The following is a 15,631-nucleotide window of genomic DNA, read 5'->3' as shown; positions in this document are numbered from 1 at the left end:
ACAGTACGATGATCGGACCCCTGTTCCAACGGGTCCGAGGGGTCCTGTAACCGAGGAGATGCGTGCCGTGCCAGCCTCGAAGGTCTGGGTGACCGGCCTGACGGTGGGAGCGATAGCCGCTGTTTCCGTCCTGGCCGTGCAGGCCGACAAGGGACCGAAACCGCACGCGGTCGCGGCCCGGCCCAGCGCGTCGGCGCCGGCGCACCCGAAGCCCACCAAGTCCAAGGGCCCGGTCGCGGTACCGGACGGTTCCGGCACCGGGCGCCGTATCGTCTACTCGCTCGGGCAGAAGACGGTCTGGCTCATCGACTCGGCCGACGCGGCCCGGCGCACCTTCGCCGTGTGGCCGGGGACGGTCAGCCCGGAGCCGGGGACCTACACGGTCGGCACACGGTCCGAGGGCCCCATCACCGGCTCGGACGGCGTGAAGATCGAGCACATCGTGTACTTCACCGTGCAGTCCGGCTCCAACATCGCCTTCTCCAACGCCGTCGACGGCTCCTCACCGCCGCCCGCCTCCGGGACACCGACGGGCGGCATCCGGATGCGGACGGCGGACGGGGCGGCGATGTGGACGTTCGGGACGGCCGGTACGAAGGTCGCCGTCGTCAAGTAGGCCCGGGGCTCGGAGCCTGCGAACAGGCTCAGTCCTCGCCCCGCCGGCCGGTCAGCTGCACGACGATCAGGACGACCCCGCTCAGCATGAACACCCGCAGCGCCGCGTCGAGTCCGTTCCAGGTCTTCGACTGCCACATGGAGAACCACTCGCCGCCGACCGCGATGAATCCGGCACCGAAGAGCACCAGCAGCATCAGCAGGCCGTAGGTCGACACGGCACGGGCCCGGTCCTGCTCGCGCCGGGCCCAGAGCCAGGTGCCGTAGATCAGGACCAGGGCGGCGACGGTCTCCCAGACGATGATGGCGACGTAAGCGGTGTTCTGCAGGCCCTTGTCGGTGACGGCTCTCCACATCAGGTCGTCGTCCTTGAACGTGGTGTCCATGGCCAGAACGTGCTGCACGAACGCCTGGTTCGTCCCGAAGTCGGTGATGTTGCCGAAGGCGACGAGGGCGATGTAGAGGGCGACGGTCGCCGTGAGCAGCGCGGCAGCGATGGTCAGGGGGTTTCGGGGGGTGGTGGTCATGACAGCCATTCTCCCCGTGGCGACCGGTGCGCCCGCACCCGGTGAGCCAGAATGTGGGAGTCAGGGTTCGCGGGCGAGAGGACGTACCGGTGGCGCAGACGGAGCCGTCGCTGCAGCAGCTGAATCAACAGAGCGTGCGGGCCGGATTCGTGGGCCGGGAGGCCGAACGGGACCTGTTCCTGCGGAACTTCGACATCCCGCCCGGCGACGACCGGCATTTCTTCCGCTTCCATGTGCACGGCCCCGCCGGCGTGGGAAAGACCTCGCTGATCCGGGAATGGCGCCATCTCGCGCGCGAGCGCGGCGCATTGACGGTGTACGTCGGCGAGGGCGCCGGCAGCGTGCCGGCGGCGCTGGAGGTGACGTGTCGTCAGTTCGCGGACCAGAGCCGGAGGTTGAGAGCACTGGAGCGGCGGCTCGCCACCTACCGTGACCGGCGGCGCGAGGCGGAGGCGGCCGCCCTCGCCGCGTCGGCCCCCGAGCCGCCGACGGCGTCGGCAGGCAGCACGGCCGCCGTGCAGGCGGGTATCGGTCTGGTGGACGCCACCGTCCCGTTCGCCGGTGTGGTCACCAGAGGTATCCCCGCGGACCGGCTCGCCCAGGGAGCGGACCGCCTGTGGGCCGGGCTCGGCGCCCGGTTCCGCAGCGAGGACGACCGGGACCTGGTGCTGACACCGGAGAAGGTGCTCACCCCGCTGCTGCTGCGCGACCTGCGGGACGCCGCCTCCGGCGGCCGGTGGATCGTGCTGTTCTTCGACACGTACGAGCGGACCGGACCGTATCTCGAACCGTGGCTGCACGAGATGCTCACGGGCGACGAGGAGGTCCGCCGGCTGCCGGCGACCCTCGTGGTGGTCACCGCCGGGCAGAGCCCCCGGGACTCCGCCCGCGGCGGCGGCCTGTATTCCGTGGCGGACGTCGCGCTGGAGCCGTTCACCGACGAGGAGGCGAGGCGGCTGCTGGCCGCGCGCGGGGTGGTCGCCGAGCCGGTGGTCGAGGAGGTGCTGCGGCTCACGGGCGGGCTGCCCGTCCTCGTGTCGACGCTCGCGAAGACACCCCCGGTCGGTCCGGAGGGCGTGCGCGATCCGAGCCGCAATGCGGTGAGCCGGTTCCTGGACGGGGAACCCAAGGCCCGTCGGGACGTCGCCACGCTCTGCGCGCTGCCCCGGTGGCTGGACGCGGACGTCTTCCGGGTCCTGGTCGACCGCCCGGACGACGAACGGGACGAACTGTACGAGTGGTTGACGGGGCTGCCGTTCGTCGACCAGGGCGGAGAGCGGACGCAGTACCACGACGTCGTACGGCCGCAGATGCTGAGGCTGGAGCGGCGCGAACATCCGCGGACCTGGGCGCCGCGGCACCGGAAACTTGCGGAGGCCTACGACGAGTGGCGCGCCGACTCCGAGGCCGGCCGGGAGGACGAGGCCCTGTGGGAGGACGAGGAGTGGCGCGCGCTGCTCCTGGAGGAGACGTATCACCGGCTCTGCGCCCGCCCGCCCGCGGCGCTCGCCGACGCGCTGCGACGGCTCGTCGAGGCCTGCCACGACGCGGACGAGGTCGTCGGCCGCCGCTGGGCGCGGATGCTCCAGGACGCGGGTGCCGCGACGGACCACCCGGTCCTGCTCGAATGGGGGCGGGAACTGGCCGAGGCGCTCGCGGACGACGAGACCGGAGTGATCAGGGCGATGGACCTGCTCCTGGCCCGTCCGGGACTCGACGGCGCCGGCCGGGCCATGGCCCATGTGCTGCGGGCCAGGGAACTGCGCCGCGGCCGGGAGTACGCACGGGCCCTGGCGGATCTGGACCACGCGGTCGAGCTCGATCCGCAGCAGTACCTGGTCCACTACGGTCGCGGCCTCACCCTCCAGCTGATGGACGACTTCCCGGCGGCACTGAGCGCCCTCGACCGGGCGGCCGAACTGTCCCCCGACACCGGGTGGATCATCGCCGAGCGTGCGGAGACCTACCGGCTGGCGGCCCGTTTCGAGGAGGCGGTCGCCGATTTCGACCGGGCCGTCGCCCTCGATCCGACCGACGCGGTCGCGCTGACCGGGCGGGCCGTGAGCCGACACGGGCTCGGGCAGTACGACGCCTCGCTCGCCGACTTCAACCGCGCGCTGAGCATCGACGACGACCTGTGGACGCTGGTGCGCAAGGCGCGTCTCCACGGCAGCAGGGGAGAGTCGGACCAGGCGTTCGCCGACTTCGACCTGGCGGTCTCACGGGCTCCCGAGGCGGCCTGGATCGCGTCGGAACGCGGTGACGCCTACCGTCGCGCGGGTCGTCTCGAGGACGCCGTGGCCGAACTGGGCCGGGCCGTCTCCCTCAAGCCCGACTACCCGTCGGCGCTCGGCAGCAGGGGAGCGGCCCTGCTTGCGCTGGGCCGCGACCAGGAGGCCTTGGACGACCTCGACCGTGCCGTGGAGCTGAAGCCCGACTACTCCTGGGCCATGTGGATACGCTCCCAGGCACGCGACCGGCTGGGCGACCGGGCGGGTATGTACGAGGACCTGCACCGGGCCGTCGAACTCGACCCCGAGGTCGACGCATTCAGTCACCAACTGGGGGAGGAGTACCGGCTCGACCGCCGGTACGAGGAAGCGATCGTCCTCTTCCACCGCGTCCTGGATCTGAATCCCGACTACGACCCCACGCTCGCCGGCCTCGGAGCGGTTCTGCGCGCACAGAAGGCCTACCAGGAGGCACTCCCGCATCTCGACCGCGCCCTGGAGCTGGATCCCGAGGACGGATGGGCCTACGGCCAGCGCGCGCGAGTCCTCGTGGCGACGGGACGGGTCGACCGCGCGCTGGCCGATCTGGACCGGTGCGTCGCCCTCGGTACGGAGGCGGACTGGGCGCGCCGCAGGGCCGTCGACGTGCTGCAGCTCACCGGCCGCTGGGACGAGGCGGACGCCCGGCTCGCCGATGCGGAAAGGGAGGCGGAGCCCGACACCGAACTGGACGAGCTCCGCATCGAGATGCACCGCCACCACGGGCAGTGGGCCGAGGCGCGACGGAGGGCCGAGGCCCTGCGCGAGGCCGAACCGCTCGTCGGCACCTACCATCTGGCGATGACCGTCAGCCGCTCCGAGGGACTGCGGGCCGCGGAACCGCTGTGGCGGGAACTCGCCCGGTTCCTGCACGAGAGTGACCAACCGAACGAGTTGGAGCGCGCGCAGGGCAGGTGCTTCGTCGGCTGCGCCCTCGCCGACTGGGCGGAGGCCGACCGGGGCCTGGCGGAGTTCCTGGCCTCGACGCACGACTGGGACGACCTCGCCTACCTCGCCAGCTTCCTCACCGAACTCCGGCAGAGCCCCGACGCCGACACCGCCCGCCTCACCCGCTATCTGACAGCGGTCACCGAGGCCGATAACTGACCACTACGGATCAGTCGGTCAACATTTCGCATATCACTCTGCCCTCTCAACCCACCGTTCCCGTTCGATTACAGTGCTGAGCTGTCATGCGTCGGACGGTGCCGGAGGGAGGTCTGGGTGGACGCGTCAGCCGGGGCCGTGTGGGGCCGTGTCGAGCAGCAGGACTTCCGGAGCCGGGTGCGCGGGACGCTGCTGGGGGCCGCCGTCGGGGACGCGCTGGGCGCGCCCGTGGACGGGCTGGACCTCGACGCCATCCGGGAGGAGTACGGCGCCGAGGGCGTCCTCGACCTCGGCTTCGCCTACGGCAGGCGCGGCGCCGTCACCCATCTCACCCAGCTCACCCTGTTCAGCGTGGACGGGCTGATCCGGGCGCAGGTCCGCCGTGACACCGGCGCCTGGCATCCGCCGACCGATCTGCACCGGGCATATCTGCGCTGGGCGGCCACCCAGCGCGACTGGGGGCCCGACGAGCGCCGCAAGGACGACGGCTGGCTGGCGCGCGAGGAGTGGCTCTACGCCCGGCGGGACCCCGCCCGGTCGCTGCTGCTCGGGTTCGGCGACGAGAACATGGGGACCCTGGACGCGCCCAAGAACCCCGGCGAGGCCGGACCCGAGGCGACGGCCCGGTCCGCGCCCTTCGGGCTGCTGGTCGGCTGGGAGCCGCAGCTGGTGGTCCAGCTCGCGGTGGAGTGCGCGGCCCAGACCCACGGGCATCCGACGGCTCATCTCTCGGCGGGGGCGTACGCCGTCGTCGTGCACGGCCTGGCCCGCGGCGAGAGCCTCGACGGAGCCGTGCAGCGGGCGCTCGCGCTGCTCGCCGCACGCCCCGGACACCAGTCGGTCTCGGACGCGCTCCAGCACGCCCTCGGCGCCGTACGGCAGGGGATGCCCACCCCGGCGCGGGTCGCCGAACTGGCCGGTGACGGTGCGGCGGAAGGCGTGCTGGCCGCCGCCGTGTACTGCGCGCTCGTGGGCGAGGACGTCCGCCACGGCCTGTGCCTCGCCGTCAACCACGACGGGCCCTCGGGCGCGACGGCCGCCCTCACCGGCGGCCTCCTGGGCGCCCTGCACGGTGAGACGGCCCTCCCGCCGGGCTGGCTCGCCGAGTTGGAGGGCCGCCCCACCCTCCTGGAGCTCGCCGACGACTTCGCCATGGAGATGACCCAGGGCCCGGCCCTGCACGGTCCGGCCGGCTCGTCGCCGGGGTGGCTGGCCCGGTATCCGCGCGCCTGAATCCGCAGGTCCGGATCGGCGGCCTGAGCGCCGATTCCCTTACGGCTACGGCGTCCTGCGCGCCGCCTCCGCGGCCGTCCGCTCCAGCCGGTCGCGGTACTCCTTCCACCACGCCGCGTCGTCCGTCGGCAGGCTGGAGTTGTCCTCCCGCATGCCCACGGCCCCGTCGAGGGTCTCCCGCAGGATGTCGGCGTGCCCGGCGTGCCGCTGGGTGTCGGCGAGGACGCGCACCAGGGCGTGGTGCAGGGTGACCTCGTTGCCGCTCGGCCACCACGGCACACGGCCCGGCGTGTCGAGGGGCAGCGCCTCCACGGTCGCGTCGGCGTGCGCCCACGCCTCGCGGTAGCGGGCGGCGACGTCGTCCCGGGACTCGTCGGCGGTGGCCCACATGTCGGCGTTCGGATCGTCGGCGTAGGCGGCCGCGGACCAGGGGCTCGGCACGCCGGACGGGCGCCCGAACGTGTCGCCCAGATAGCCCAGTTCGACGAACGTCACATGCTTGACCAGGCCCAGGAGGTTGGTGCCGGTCGGCGTCAGCGGGCGGCGGATGTCGTACTCGGAGAGGCCCTCGAGCTTCCACAGCAGGGCGTTGCGGGCGTCCTGCAGATAGCGCAGGAGGTCGGCCTTGAAGTCGGGTGGCGTCATAGGGCCAGTCTGCCCGTGCAAGGGAATGCGCAAGGACCCGGGTCTGCACCACGACCCGGGTCCTCCAACGGTATTGACGGAGCGTCAGTCCTTCACCGGTGTACGGCCGGTGACGTCCTCCACCTCGCCCGCCGGTTCCGGCAAGGCGACCGCCGCGCTGTCGTCGTCCGTGTTGATCCGCTCGATGACCGCCAGCCGGTCCGGGGTGTCCTCCGGCTTCAGATGGCCGATGAGGATGTACAGCACCAGCGAGACGGCCAGCGGTATCGACACCTGGTACTGGAGCGGGACGCCGCCGTCGACGTTCCAGCTGATCGGGTAGTTGACCAGCCAGAAGGCCAGCAGGCCCATCGACCAGCTGACGAGCGCCGCGGTCGGGCCGGAGCGGCGGAAGGGGCGCAGCAGGCCCAGCATCATCGGGATGGCGATCGGGCCCATCAGACCCGCGACCCACTTGATGACGACGGTGATGATGTCCTTGAAGGTCGGCGAGTTGACCTGGGTCGCCACCGCCATCGACAGGCCGAGGAAGATCACCGTGGTCACCCGGGCCGCGATCAGGCCGGAACGCTCGCCCCAGGCCCGCGCCTTCTCCGACACCACCGGCGCCACGTCACGGGTGAACACCGCCGAGATCGCGTTGGCGTCGGAGGAGCACATGGCCATCGTGTGGGAGAAGAAGCCCACGACCACCAGGCCCAACAGACCGTGCGGCAGCAGCTGTTCGGTCATCAGGCCGTAGGAGTCGGAGCCGTCCGGCTTCTGGGCGTGCACCAGCAGCGGCGACATCCACATCGGGAAGAAGAGGACGACCGGCCAGACCAGCCACAGCACCGCCGACAGCCGCGCCGAGCGCTCGGCCTCACGGGCGCTGCCCGTCGCCATGTAGCGCTGGGCCTGGTTGAGCATGCCGCCGTTGTACTCGAAGAGCTTGATGAAGAGGAACGCCAGCAGGAAGACCGTGCCGTACGGGCCCACCAGCGGCTTGTCGTGGCCGTGCAGGGCGGGCTGGTCGAAGGCGTCGAAGAGGCCGATGCCCTTGTCGTTCAGCTTCAGCACCACCGCCACGAACATCGCTGTGCCCGCCAGCAACTGGATGACGAACTGGCCCAGTTCGGTCAGCGCGTCCGCCCACAGACCGCCGATGGTGCAGTAGACGGCGGTGATCGCGCCGGTGATCAGGATGCCCTGGTTGAGCGAGACACCGGTGAAGACCGACAGCAGCGTCGCGATCGCCGCCCACTTCGCGGCGACATCCACGATCTTCAGCAGCATGCCCGACCAGACCAGCGCCTGCTGCGTCTTGAGGTCGTAGCGGTTCTTCAGGTACTCGAGCGGCGAGGCCACATGGAGCCGCGAGCGCAGCCGGTTGATGCGCGGCGCGAACAGTTTCGAGCCGATGGCGATGCCCAGCGCGATGGGGAAGGACCAGGTGACGAAGGACGTCACGCCGTAGGTGTAGGCGATGCCCGCGTAGCCGGTGAAAAGGACCGCGCTGTAGCCCGACATGTGGTGCGAGATGCCGGACAGCCACCACGGCATCTTCCCGCCGGCCGTGAAGAAGTCGCTGACGTTGCCCACTTGCTTGTGCGACCAGATGCCGATGGCCACCATCACGCCGAAATAGCCGATGAGCACGGCCCAGTCGAGACTGTTCATGTGCCCCCCTTCCAGGGTCCGCCTTGTGAACCACGCTCAGTTGGTTGGCACTTCGCCTGAGCGGGGTAGGGGCGTGGGAAGCCGGGAGAGGCCGCGAAGTGCCCGCTCATCGTGGGTGCGCTAGCGCGGACACGACAAGCGGATGTAAGGTCAAGAGCAAGCAAAGATGTTCGTCTTGCTGACCTCTGTTCACTCACATGAACAACTCGAAGTGGTCGGGAAGGGCCCTCAACGCATCAGCTCCCCCGCGTTGACCAGCAGCGACTGCCCTGTGATGGCCCGCGCCCGGTCCGATGCGAGGAAGACGGCCGCGTCGGCCACGTCCCCGTCCGTCGCCAGGTCCGGCAGCGCCATCCGCTCGGTGAGCCGCCGGAGCACGTCGGGCTCGGGCACGCCCTCCGTGTGAGCGGTGAACTGTACGTACGCCTGCACCGGCGGACCCCACATCCAGCCCGGCAGCACGGTGTTGACCCGGATGCGGTCCGGACCGAGCTCGCGCGCCAGGGAGTACATCGCGCTCGTCAGCGCGCCCTTCGAGGCCGCGTACGCCGCCTGCCGCACCTGGCTGGGTGCCGCCACCGACGACTGCGTGCCGATGAACACCACCGAACCGCCGCGCTCCTTGAGCGCCGGCAGACAGGCCCGGGTCATCCGCAGCGAGCCCAGCAGGTTCACGTCGATCACCGACTGCCAGGTGGTGAAGTCCGCGTCCTGGACACCGCCGAAGTAGCTGTCCCAGGCGGCCACATGGACCACCGCGTCGATCCGCCCGAACCGTTCCCGCGCGAGCGCCGCGAGCTGCTCGCACTGTGCCTCGTCCGTGATGTCGGTCGGCCGGTACGCGGTGTGCGTCCCGTCCGGATCGATGTCGGAGGCGCTCTTGGCGAGGTTGGCCTCGGTGCGCGCCCCGAGCACCGCGTTGCCGCCGTCCCGTACGACCGCCGCCGCGACCTGATGACCGAGCCCGGCACCGACCCCCGACACGACGACCGTTCTGCCCGCTAGCAGTGACATGACTGACCTCCGCCCTGACCCTGGCGCATTTTCTGACGGGGCGTCAGAGTATGGGCGAGCGGCCGACGAAGGAAGGGGAACGCCCATGTCCGAGGAGACCGGCACCCGCAGTGGGACGTACGCGGAACTGGCCGCCGTGGGGCCGTACGGGGTCCGCCCGGGCCATGCCCTGATCACCATGGTCGAGCCCCACCCCGGCCACGAGTACGCGTACAACCGCTGGTACGAGGACGACCACTACTACGCCGGGGCGATGGCCATGCCCTGGATGTACGCCGGGCGCCGCTGGGTGGCGACCCGGGACCTCCAACTGCTGCGCTGTCCGCAGCAGTCGGCGATCGCCCAGCCGGTCACCGCGGGCTGCTACCTCTCCACGTACTGGATCACGGACGGCCGCTACGGCGACCACATGCGGTGGACCGTCGCCATCAACAAGCGGCTCAACCGCGACGCCCGCGTCTACCAGGACCGTACGCACGTCTTCACGGCGTTCCAGGACCACGAGGCGACGGTCTACCGGGACGGGGCGGCCGGGCCGCGCGACTTCCACGCGCTCGACCATCCCTACGCGGGTCTGGTCGTCGAGGTGATCGACGCCGAATCGGCGGAGCAGCGCGGGGAGTTGCTGGACTGGCTGCGCTCGCGGCATCTGCCGAAGCGGGTGGCGGGCTCACCGGCCGCGATGGTGACCCTCTTCCGGCCGACACCGCTGCCCGGCGATCGGATGACGTACGTGAAGCAGGTGGAGGGCGTGGACACGAGGCTGACCCTGCTGTGGTTTCTGCAGGCGGATCCGCGCGAGTGCTGGGAGGCGTATTTCGCGGACCTGGAGGAGCCGGTGCGGGAGGCCGGGCTGGGGAGGGTGGAGCTGGTGGCGCCGTTCGTCCCGACGGTGCCGGGGACGGACAAGTACGTGGACCGTCTGAGGTAGCGGCCGGCCGGTGCGGCCGGGCACAAGCCGAGCCCCCTCGGCAAGGACGGCGAAGCTGGTCGAGAGGGCTCTTGCTGGTGCTTGTGCAGTTGTGGAACGTGAACGCAGGTCGAGGATCAGAAAGATCCTCCCCTTACGCCTTGATCGAGCCGACGAAGGTGTTCCAGGCGTCGGCCGGGAAGGCCAGCACGGGGCCCTCGGGGACCTTGGAGTCCCGGACGGCCATGGCCGCGCGGACCGGTGACTTGATCTCGACGCACGCGCCGTTGCCGGTGGAGTACGAGGACTTGGTCCACGTGTGCGTGCCGCCCTGACGAATTGCCATGTTTGCTCCGAAGTGCCAGTTGTTGAGTTGCTGTCACCGCACGGCGGATCCGACTCCGGACGCACAGCGCGGTTTGCGCCAACCTCTGGTGTGTGGTGGCGTGATCGACGCTACTCGCGAACCTCGACGGGCGAAGCGACTATTCGCTCGACCGGGTGGCATATTCCAGGTGGGTCTTCCAATTCGACCCAGGGAAGGTGTACGGTGCGGCGCTTCAGCGGGCATATTCCTTTGCGATGTCCGCGATGAACTGCCGGGACTGGTCCGGATTGAGGGCCTGGGCGCGCAGGTGCTCGTACATCACGCTGTATTTCTGCACGTCGTTGGCCTTCTCCAGGTACAGGTCGCTGGTGACGCCCTCGATGTAGACCACGCTGGAGTCGGCCGCGTCCGGGAACTCGAGGATCGCGTACTGACCGTTGAGGCCGGGATGCGCCCCCAAGTCGAAGGGGATCACCTGCACGGTGACGTGCGGCAGCTGGGCCTGCTCCACGAGGTGCTCCAACTGGTCGCGCATGAGGGAGCGATTGCCCACCACGCGCCGCAGCGCCGCCTCGTCCATCACCGTCCACAGCCGCAGCGGGTTCTCCGGGGCGGTGATTCGTTCCTGCCGGCGCAGCCGCACCTGGACACGCTTCTCGATGTCGGCGGCCGCGGTCTCGGGGAGCGCTCCCGCGATCAGCGCCTCGGCGTACTGCCGGGTCTGCAGCAGACCCGGGACGACCTGGGGGTCGTAGACCCTGAGGCTCGCCGCGTCCGTCTCCAGGCCGATGTACACGCTGTAGGGAATGTCGCCGAAGGAGTGCCACCAGCCCTGCTGGCGGCTGTCCTTGGCCATCTGCATGAGTGAGTCGACGATCCGGTGGTCCTCCACCTCGTAGACCCCGCACAGGTCACGGACGTCACGCTGGCTGATGCTGCGCCGGCCGTTCTCCAGCCGGCTGATCTTCGACTGCGACACCAGCAGCCGCTCCGCCACTTCCTCGGCCGTCATACCCTTGAGCTCACGGAGCCGGCGCAGCTCCTGGCCCAGTCGGCGCCGCCTGACGGTGGGATTGACATTGGACGCCACGGGACGTGCACCTCCGGCTGCGTGCCTCTACTTGCAACTTTGCGTATCTGCTGTTGAGCAGACTGCCACCAAGGTGCTCGCCACCGCTGGGAAACAGCTGGATATGCGCTGCATACGCGCCAGTTCACCGCCCTGCCCGCACATGCGGACGCGCGGGACGGCGGAACCGTCACGTCATCCGCGGGTGCGGATGTGGCGACGGTCCCGCCGCCCCGCGCGGACCAGCGGCTCCCGTACCGGGTCCTGGGGACTGCCTGTTCAGGCTCGGTGCGGTGCTCGGCGGTGCGTGGTGCTGCGGTTGCGGTTCCAGCCGCTCGTCGTGGTGCTGCGGCTCAGTGCGCCACGACGCGCGCCATGGAGCCGCGGCGCGGCTGCATCGGAACGCCACGAGCGGGTTCCGGTACCGACCTGACCGGTCCCGTGACCGGACGGCCGGGCGGTGCGGCCGGGCTGCGGCGCGGCTGGGCAGCCACGCCGTTCTGGACGTCCATCACGGCGTGTGCCACGAGGCCGCCCATGGGGTCGTGCCTGATCAGATCCCGCAGCCGGGAACGTGAGGACCGACCCTCGTTGCCCGGATACAGGTGCTTGCCGAGGCCGACCGCGTGGGCCAGGGCGGCGAGCGCCGCGGTCCGCGGGTCCGGCGGTACGCCGGTACGGATCGCGGAATCCAGCCGGGCCCTGATCTCCCGGCTGATTTCGGTGTCCGTCGCCTGGTACCGCGTCGTCGGCAGCACTCCGCACATCTGGCCCGCCACGGCATGCACCATGCCGCACCGCTCCAGATGCGAGAGATAGGTCTGGCGCAGCCCTAGTCGGGGTCCGCCAATCCAGTGGACGGCTCGCACGGGAGCGCCACGCCTTCGCAGCAACTCCAATGCGCAGTCCAGTGTTGGATCTCCAGTCGGCCGTGGGGCTACCACGGCGATACGATCCCCGTCTGGGGCTATCCGTCCGGCCAGCGCCAGCTCCACTAGCTGTGCTCCGGCCAGACCAAGGTCGAGCGACTGCGGCTGTGCAGTGGTACCCGTGGTCGGGTCCAGTGCCAGCAGCAGAAGCTCCTCCGGAAGTGTTCTGCGGCTCCTGCCCATCCATGCCTCCCCGCGTGGATGAAAGACAGGGTGACCCCTCTCACATTGGTCTGTCGAGGGTGCGTGACCTCTTTGTGAGGGAACCGGTAGGTATGTCGTTCTCGTCTACCGCAGCGGTTAAGACCGCACACAGGACACTGGTACATGGTTCGGACAGCGCGTTTGACCGGTGTCCGGGCGGCGGTTCACGGTTCGGTAGGCGCACGGAGAGCGTGCGGCATGGAGGAGGCATCGGTGGCGGGCGAGTCCCCCGACAGGTCCAAGAAGCGCGAGTCGTCGGCAGAAGCGACGTCGGGGAGCACGGGTCCGGTTCCCGAAGCCCGCTCGGAAGCACGCGATCCGCGGCTGGCGGTGGCCCGGGAGGCGGAGGCCTCCGGCGGTTCGGCGTCCGGGAAGGCCGGGAGTTCCGGCGGCGTGGACACGGCGACGAAGGTCTTCTCCGTACGGGATCTGGAGCCGGAGGCCGGCTCCGGACGGCATCCGGAGTCGGAGCCCGAGCCGGAGGCCGAAGAGGAGTCCGCGGAGGGTGCCGCGAGCGGCGGAGACGTTTCCGCGGATGCAGCGGACGGTCCCGGCGACGACGCGGCGACGGAGGGTGACGAGTCCGACGCGTCGGGCGACGCCCGCCTGCGCGCCGCTGTGGCGGCCTGGGTCCGTACGGGCGACTCCAAGGACTCCGGCGACGCGCCAGGCCCGGAGAAGGCGCCTGGGGGCGCCGGAGCGGACGATTCCGCGGGCTCCGAGGCTTCGGACTCCGCGGAGGACGCCTCCGCGGAGTCCGGCACCGACACGGACGGTGAGCGGAACGCCGACACGGACGGCTCCGGCGGCGAGCGGGACGCCGCGGACGAGGCCGAGCCGGCGGACGCCGCGACGGACGAGGCCGCGGGCGACGACGAGGCCGAGGACGACGTACCGGCGACGTCGGAGGCGAGGACCGACGCGGACGCCGAGGTCGTCGAGGACGCCGCCTCCGACGCTGCCGCCTCCGACGCTGCCGCCTCCGCCGGGGCCGCCTCCGCCGGGGCCGCTTCCGACGCTGCCGCTTCCGCCGGGGCCGCGAGTGCTGCCGCCGCGACGGACGAGGCCGATGACGCCGGCGCCCCTGCCTCCGACGCGGACGCTGAGGTCGTCGAGGACGCCGCCTCCGACGCTGCCGCTTCCGCCGGGGCCGCGAGTGCCGCCGCCGCGACGGACGAGGCCGATGACGCCGACGCCCCTGCCTCCGACGGGGACGCCGAGGTCGTCGAGGACGCTGTTCCCGAGGAGGAGGCCGAGGCCCCCGAGGACGCCACCCCGGCCGGTTCCGACGAACCCGACGACGACAGCCCCGTGGACGAAAGTCCCGTGGAAGATGCCGTGGCGGACGGCGACGGCGGGGGCGGGAAGCCCGCCGGGGCAAAGCATGTCGATCAGCCGACCGCCGTCTTCAAGCGGCCGGCCAAGCCCCAGGTCGATCAGCCCACCACCATGCTCAAGCTCGGCGGTGCGGCCAAGGCTCCCGAAAAGGCCCCGGACAAGCCGAGCGAGCCGGACGAGCCTGCCAAGACGCCGGAGGCGGAGCGCACCAGCAAGTTCGTCGCGCTCAAGCCCCTCGACGAACCGGCCACGCAGAGGCCCGCGGACGCCACCGCCGCGATCCCGCAGGTCGGTCCCGAGCGCACCGCGCAGCAGCCGCTGCCGCCGAAGCCGCCGATGGACCTGCTGGCCGAGCTGACGAACACGCCGCCTCCGCCGGTGACCCCGGTCCGCACGATCGTCCGCCGGGTCAAGATCTGGACCCCGCTGGTCCTGCTCCTGGCGGTCGCCTTTGCGATCGCGCAGGCCGTCCGCCCGCTGCCCACCCCCAATCTCGCGCTGACGGCCGACGACTCCTACACCTTCGACGGCAGCAAGGCCGACCTCCCGTGGCCGAGCGAGGGCCAGGGCTGGATGGACGTCAACGGCATCGGCACGATGGGGAACTTCGGCAAGCAGACCCCCGTCGCCATCGGCTCCGTCGCCAAGGCCATGACCGCGTACATCGTCCTCAAGGACCACCCGCTCAAGTCGGGCGCGGAGGGCGAGAGGATCAAGGTCGACGCGACGGCGGAGAAGGAGGGCGGTTACGACAAGGACGGCGAGTCCACCCTCAACACGGTCAAGCAGGGCGACACGCTCACCGAGAAGCAGGCCCTGTCGGCCATCATGATCCCCTCCGCGAACAACATCGCGCGCCTGCTGGCCCGTTGGGACTCGGGCACCGAGGCGGCGTTCATCAAGAAGATGAACGACACCGCCAAGGACCTCGGGATGAAGAACACGACGTACACGGACGCCTCCGGTCTGAAGGAGTCCACCGTCTCCACCGCCGAGGACCAGGTGAAGCTCGGCAACGAGCTGGTCAAGATCCCGGCCCTGATGGACATCACCAAGCTGCCCAACTGGGTCGACCCGTCCGGCCACAAGTGGCGCAACTACAACGCCCTGGTCCCCTACGACGGCGCCCTCGGCATCAAGACCGGCACGACCACCAAGGCCGGCGGCAACCTCCTGTTCGCCGCCACCAAGGAGGTCGGCGGTGAGACGGTCACCGTCGTCGGCGCGATCCTGGGCCAGCACACGGCGCCGATCATCGACACCGTCAACGCGGTCAGCAAGACCGCGATGATCGGTGCCCAGGACGCGCTGACCTCCAAGAAGATCCTCAAGAAGGGCGACGTGGTCGGGTACGTCGACGACCAGCTCGGCGGTCACACCCCGATCGTGCTCACCAAGGACGTCCCGGCGGTCGGCTGGGCGGGCCTGAAGGTGAAGCTGTCCTTCGACGCCGACGACGTACCGCACTCCGCGAAGGCCGGCACCCAGGTGGGCACGCTCACCGTGGGCGACGGCACGAGCGGCGCGGTCAAGGTGCCGGTCGCGCTGCAGAAGGACCTGACCGAGCCCGGCTTCGGCGCGAAGCTCAAGCGCATCACCTGATCCGGTCACCGGATCTCCACACCCCGTCGGGAGGCCCACCAGGGCGCCTCCCGGCGGGGTGCGTGCTAGCGTCACGAAACGGGGCATGCCGTCGCTCGCGGGACGCGACCGGGAAATCCCCGGGGACGCGGCCGCGAACGGGCGGGCAACGGGATACGTCCCAGAACAGAAGACGGGACAC

12 protein-coding genes are annotated in these 15,631 nt (G+C 70.7%); 5 read left to right on the top strand and 7 right to left on the bottom strand.

What is annotated here, in order from left to right:
- Positions 1-58: 58 nt before the first annotated feature.
- Positions 59-616 (top strand): hypothetical protein, encoded by a 558-nt coding sequence (locus ACGFYN_RS28290; protein WP_393868702.1) that lies wholly within the window; start codon positions 59-61, stop codon positions 614-616.
- 28 nt (positions 617-644) lie between these two features.
- Here ACGFYN_RS28290 and ACGFYN_RS28285 read toward each other — a convergent pair whose 3' ends face one another.
- On the bottom strand, positions 645-1,142 hold the full coding sequence (locus tag ACGFYN_RS28285) for a DUF2165 domain-containing protein (protein WP_393868701.1): 498 nt from the start codon (positions 1,140-1,142) through the stop codon (positions 645-647).
- Positions 1,143-1,231: 89 nt separating this feature from the next.
- Here ACGFYN_RS28285 and ACGFYN_RS28280 point away from each other — a divergent pair, with 89 nt between their 5' ends.
- Positions 1,232-4,519: a tetratricopeptide repeat protein gene (locus ACGFYN_RS28280; protein WP_393868700.1), complete on the top strand. Its 3,288-nt coding sequence runs from the start codon at positions 1,232-1,234 to the stop codon at positions 4,517-4,519.
- A 117-nt stretch (positions 4,520-4,636) separates the two neighbouring features.
- A complete protein-coding gene (locus ACGFYN_RS28275; protein WP_393868699.1) occupies positions 4,637-5,752 on the top strand; it encodes an ADP-ribosylglycohydrolase family protein in 1,116 nt (371 codons plus the stop codon).
- Positions 5,753-5,797: 45 nt separating this feature from the next.
- On the opposite strand, the gene ACGFYN_RS28270 is transcribed toward ACGFYN_RS28275, so the two are convergent.
- The 3 genes from ACGFYN_RS28270 to ACGFYN_RS28260 form a co-directional block, all read right to left on the bottom strand.
- The gene (locus ACGFYN_RS28270) at positions 5,798-6,397 is read right to left on the bottom strand and encodes a DinB family protein (protein ID WP_393868698.1); all 600 of its coding nucleotides are present in this window, start codon (positions 6,395-6,397) and stop codon (positions 5,798-5,800) included.
- Positions 6,398-6,481: 84 nt separating this feature from the next.
- On the bottom strand, positions 6,482-8,056 hold the full coding sequence (locus ACGFYN_RS28265; protein WP_393868697.1) for a sodium:solute symporter family protein: 1,575 nt from the start codon (positions 8,054-8,056) through the stop codon (positions 6,482-6,484).
- Positions 8,057-8,284: 228 nt separating this feature from the next.
- Positions 8,285-9,070, bottom strand: a complete 786-nt coding sequence (locus ACGFYN_RS28260) for an SDR family oxidoreductase (protein WP_393868696.1) — start codon at positions 9,068-9,070, stop codon at positions 8,285-8,287.
- Between the two features lie 85 nt (positions 9,071-9,155).
- Here ACGFYN_RS28260 and ACGFYN_RS28255 point away from each other — a divergent pair, with 85 nt between their 5' ends.
- Positions 9,156-10,001, top strand: a complete 846-nt coding sequence (locus ACGFYN_RS28255; RefSeq protein ID WP_393868695.1) for a hypothetical protein — start codon at positions 9,156-9,158, stop codon at positions 9,999-10,001.
- 133 nt (positions 10,002-10,134) lie between these two features.
- Here ACGFYN_RS28255 and ACGFYN_RS28250 read toward each other — a convergent pair whose 3' ends face one another.
- The 3 genes from ACGFYN_RS28250 to ACGFYN_RS28240 form a co-directional block, all read right to left on the bottom strand.
- Positions 10,135-10,326, bottom strand: coding sequence for a DUF397 domain-containing protein (locus ACGFYN_RS28250; protein ID WP_393868694.1), 192 nt, complete (start codon positions 10,324-10,326; stop codon positions 10,135-10,137).
- 214 nt (positions 10,327-10,540) lie between these two features.
- Positions 10,541-11,398, bottom strand: a complete 858-nt coding sequence (locus ACGFYN_RS28245) for a helix-turn-helix domain-containing protein (RefSeq protein WP_393868693.1) — start codon at positions 11,396-11,398, stop codon at positions 10,541-10,543.
- 332 nt (positions 11,399-11,730) lie between these two features.
- Positions 11,731-12,489: a GPP34 family phosphoprotein gene (locus ACGFYN_RS28240; RefSeq protein WP_393868692.1), complete on the bottom strand. Its 759-nt coding sequence runs from the start codon at positions 12,487-12,489 to the stop codon at positions 11,731-11,733.
- Positions 12,490-12,708: 219 nt separating this feature from the next.
- On the opposite strand from ACGFYN_RS28240, the gene ACGFYN_RS28235 reads away from it, so the two are divergent.
- Positions 12,709-15,450 (top strand): D-alanyl-D-alanine carboxypeptidase, encoded by a 2,742-nt coding sequence (locus tag ACGFYN_RS28235; RefSeq protein WP_393868691.1) that lies wholly within the window; start codon positions 12,709-12,711, stop codon positions 15,448-15,450.
- Positions 15,451-15,631 lie beyond the last annotated feature (181 nt).

It is taken from the genome of Streptomyces sp. NPDC048419, from assembly GCF_043200415.1.
Classification (GTDB): Bacteria; Actinomycetota; Actinomycetes; order Streptomycetales; family Streptomycetaceae; genus Streptomyces.
This window is presented reverse-complemented; position numbering and strand designations above follow the sequence as displayed.

Coding starts and splice junctions, on each gene's coding strand:
- ACGFYN_RS28285 (WP_393868701.1), bottom strand. CDS start 1,142: ATGACCACCACCCCCCGAAACCCCCTGACCATCGCTGCCGCGCTGCTC.
- ACGFYN_RS28255 (WP_393868695.1), top strand. CDS start 9,156: ATGTCCGAGGAGACCGGCACCCGCAGTGGGACGTACGCGGAACTGGCC.
- ACGFYN_RS28250 (WP_393868694.1), bottom strand. CDS start 10,326: ATGGCAATTCGTCAGGGCGGCACGCACACGTGGACCAAGTCCTCGTAC.
- ACGFYN_RS28270 (WP_393868698.1), bottom strand. CDS start 6,397: ATGACGCCACCCGACTTCAAGGCCGACCTCCTGCGCTATCTGCAGGAC.
- ACGFYN_RS28240 (WP_393868692.1), bottom strand. CDS start 12,489: ATGGGCAGGAGCCGCAGAACACTTCCGGAGGAGCTTCTGCTGCTGGCA.
- ACGFYN_RS28290 (WP_393868702.1), top strand. CDS start 59: ATGCGTGCCGTGCCAGCCTCGAAGGTCTGGGTGACCGGCCTGACGGTG.
- ACGFYN_RS28235 (WP_393868691.1), top strand. CDS start 12,709: ATGGAGGAGGCATCGGTGGCGGGCGAGTCCCCCGACAGGTCCAAGAAG.
- ACGFYN_RS28265 (WP_393868697.1), bottom strand. CDS start 8,056: ATGAACAGTCTCGACTGGGCCGTGCTCATCGGCTATTTCGGCGTGATG.
- ACGFYN_RS28260 (WP_393868696.1), bottom strand. CDS start 9,070: ATGTCACTGCTAGCGGGCAGAACGGTCGTCGTGTCGGGGGTCGGTGCC.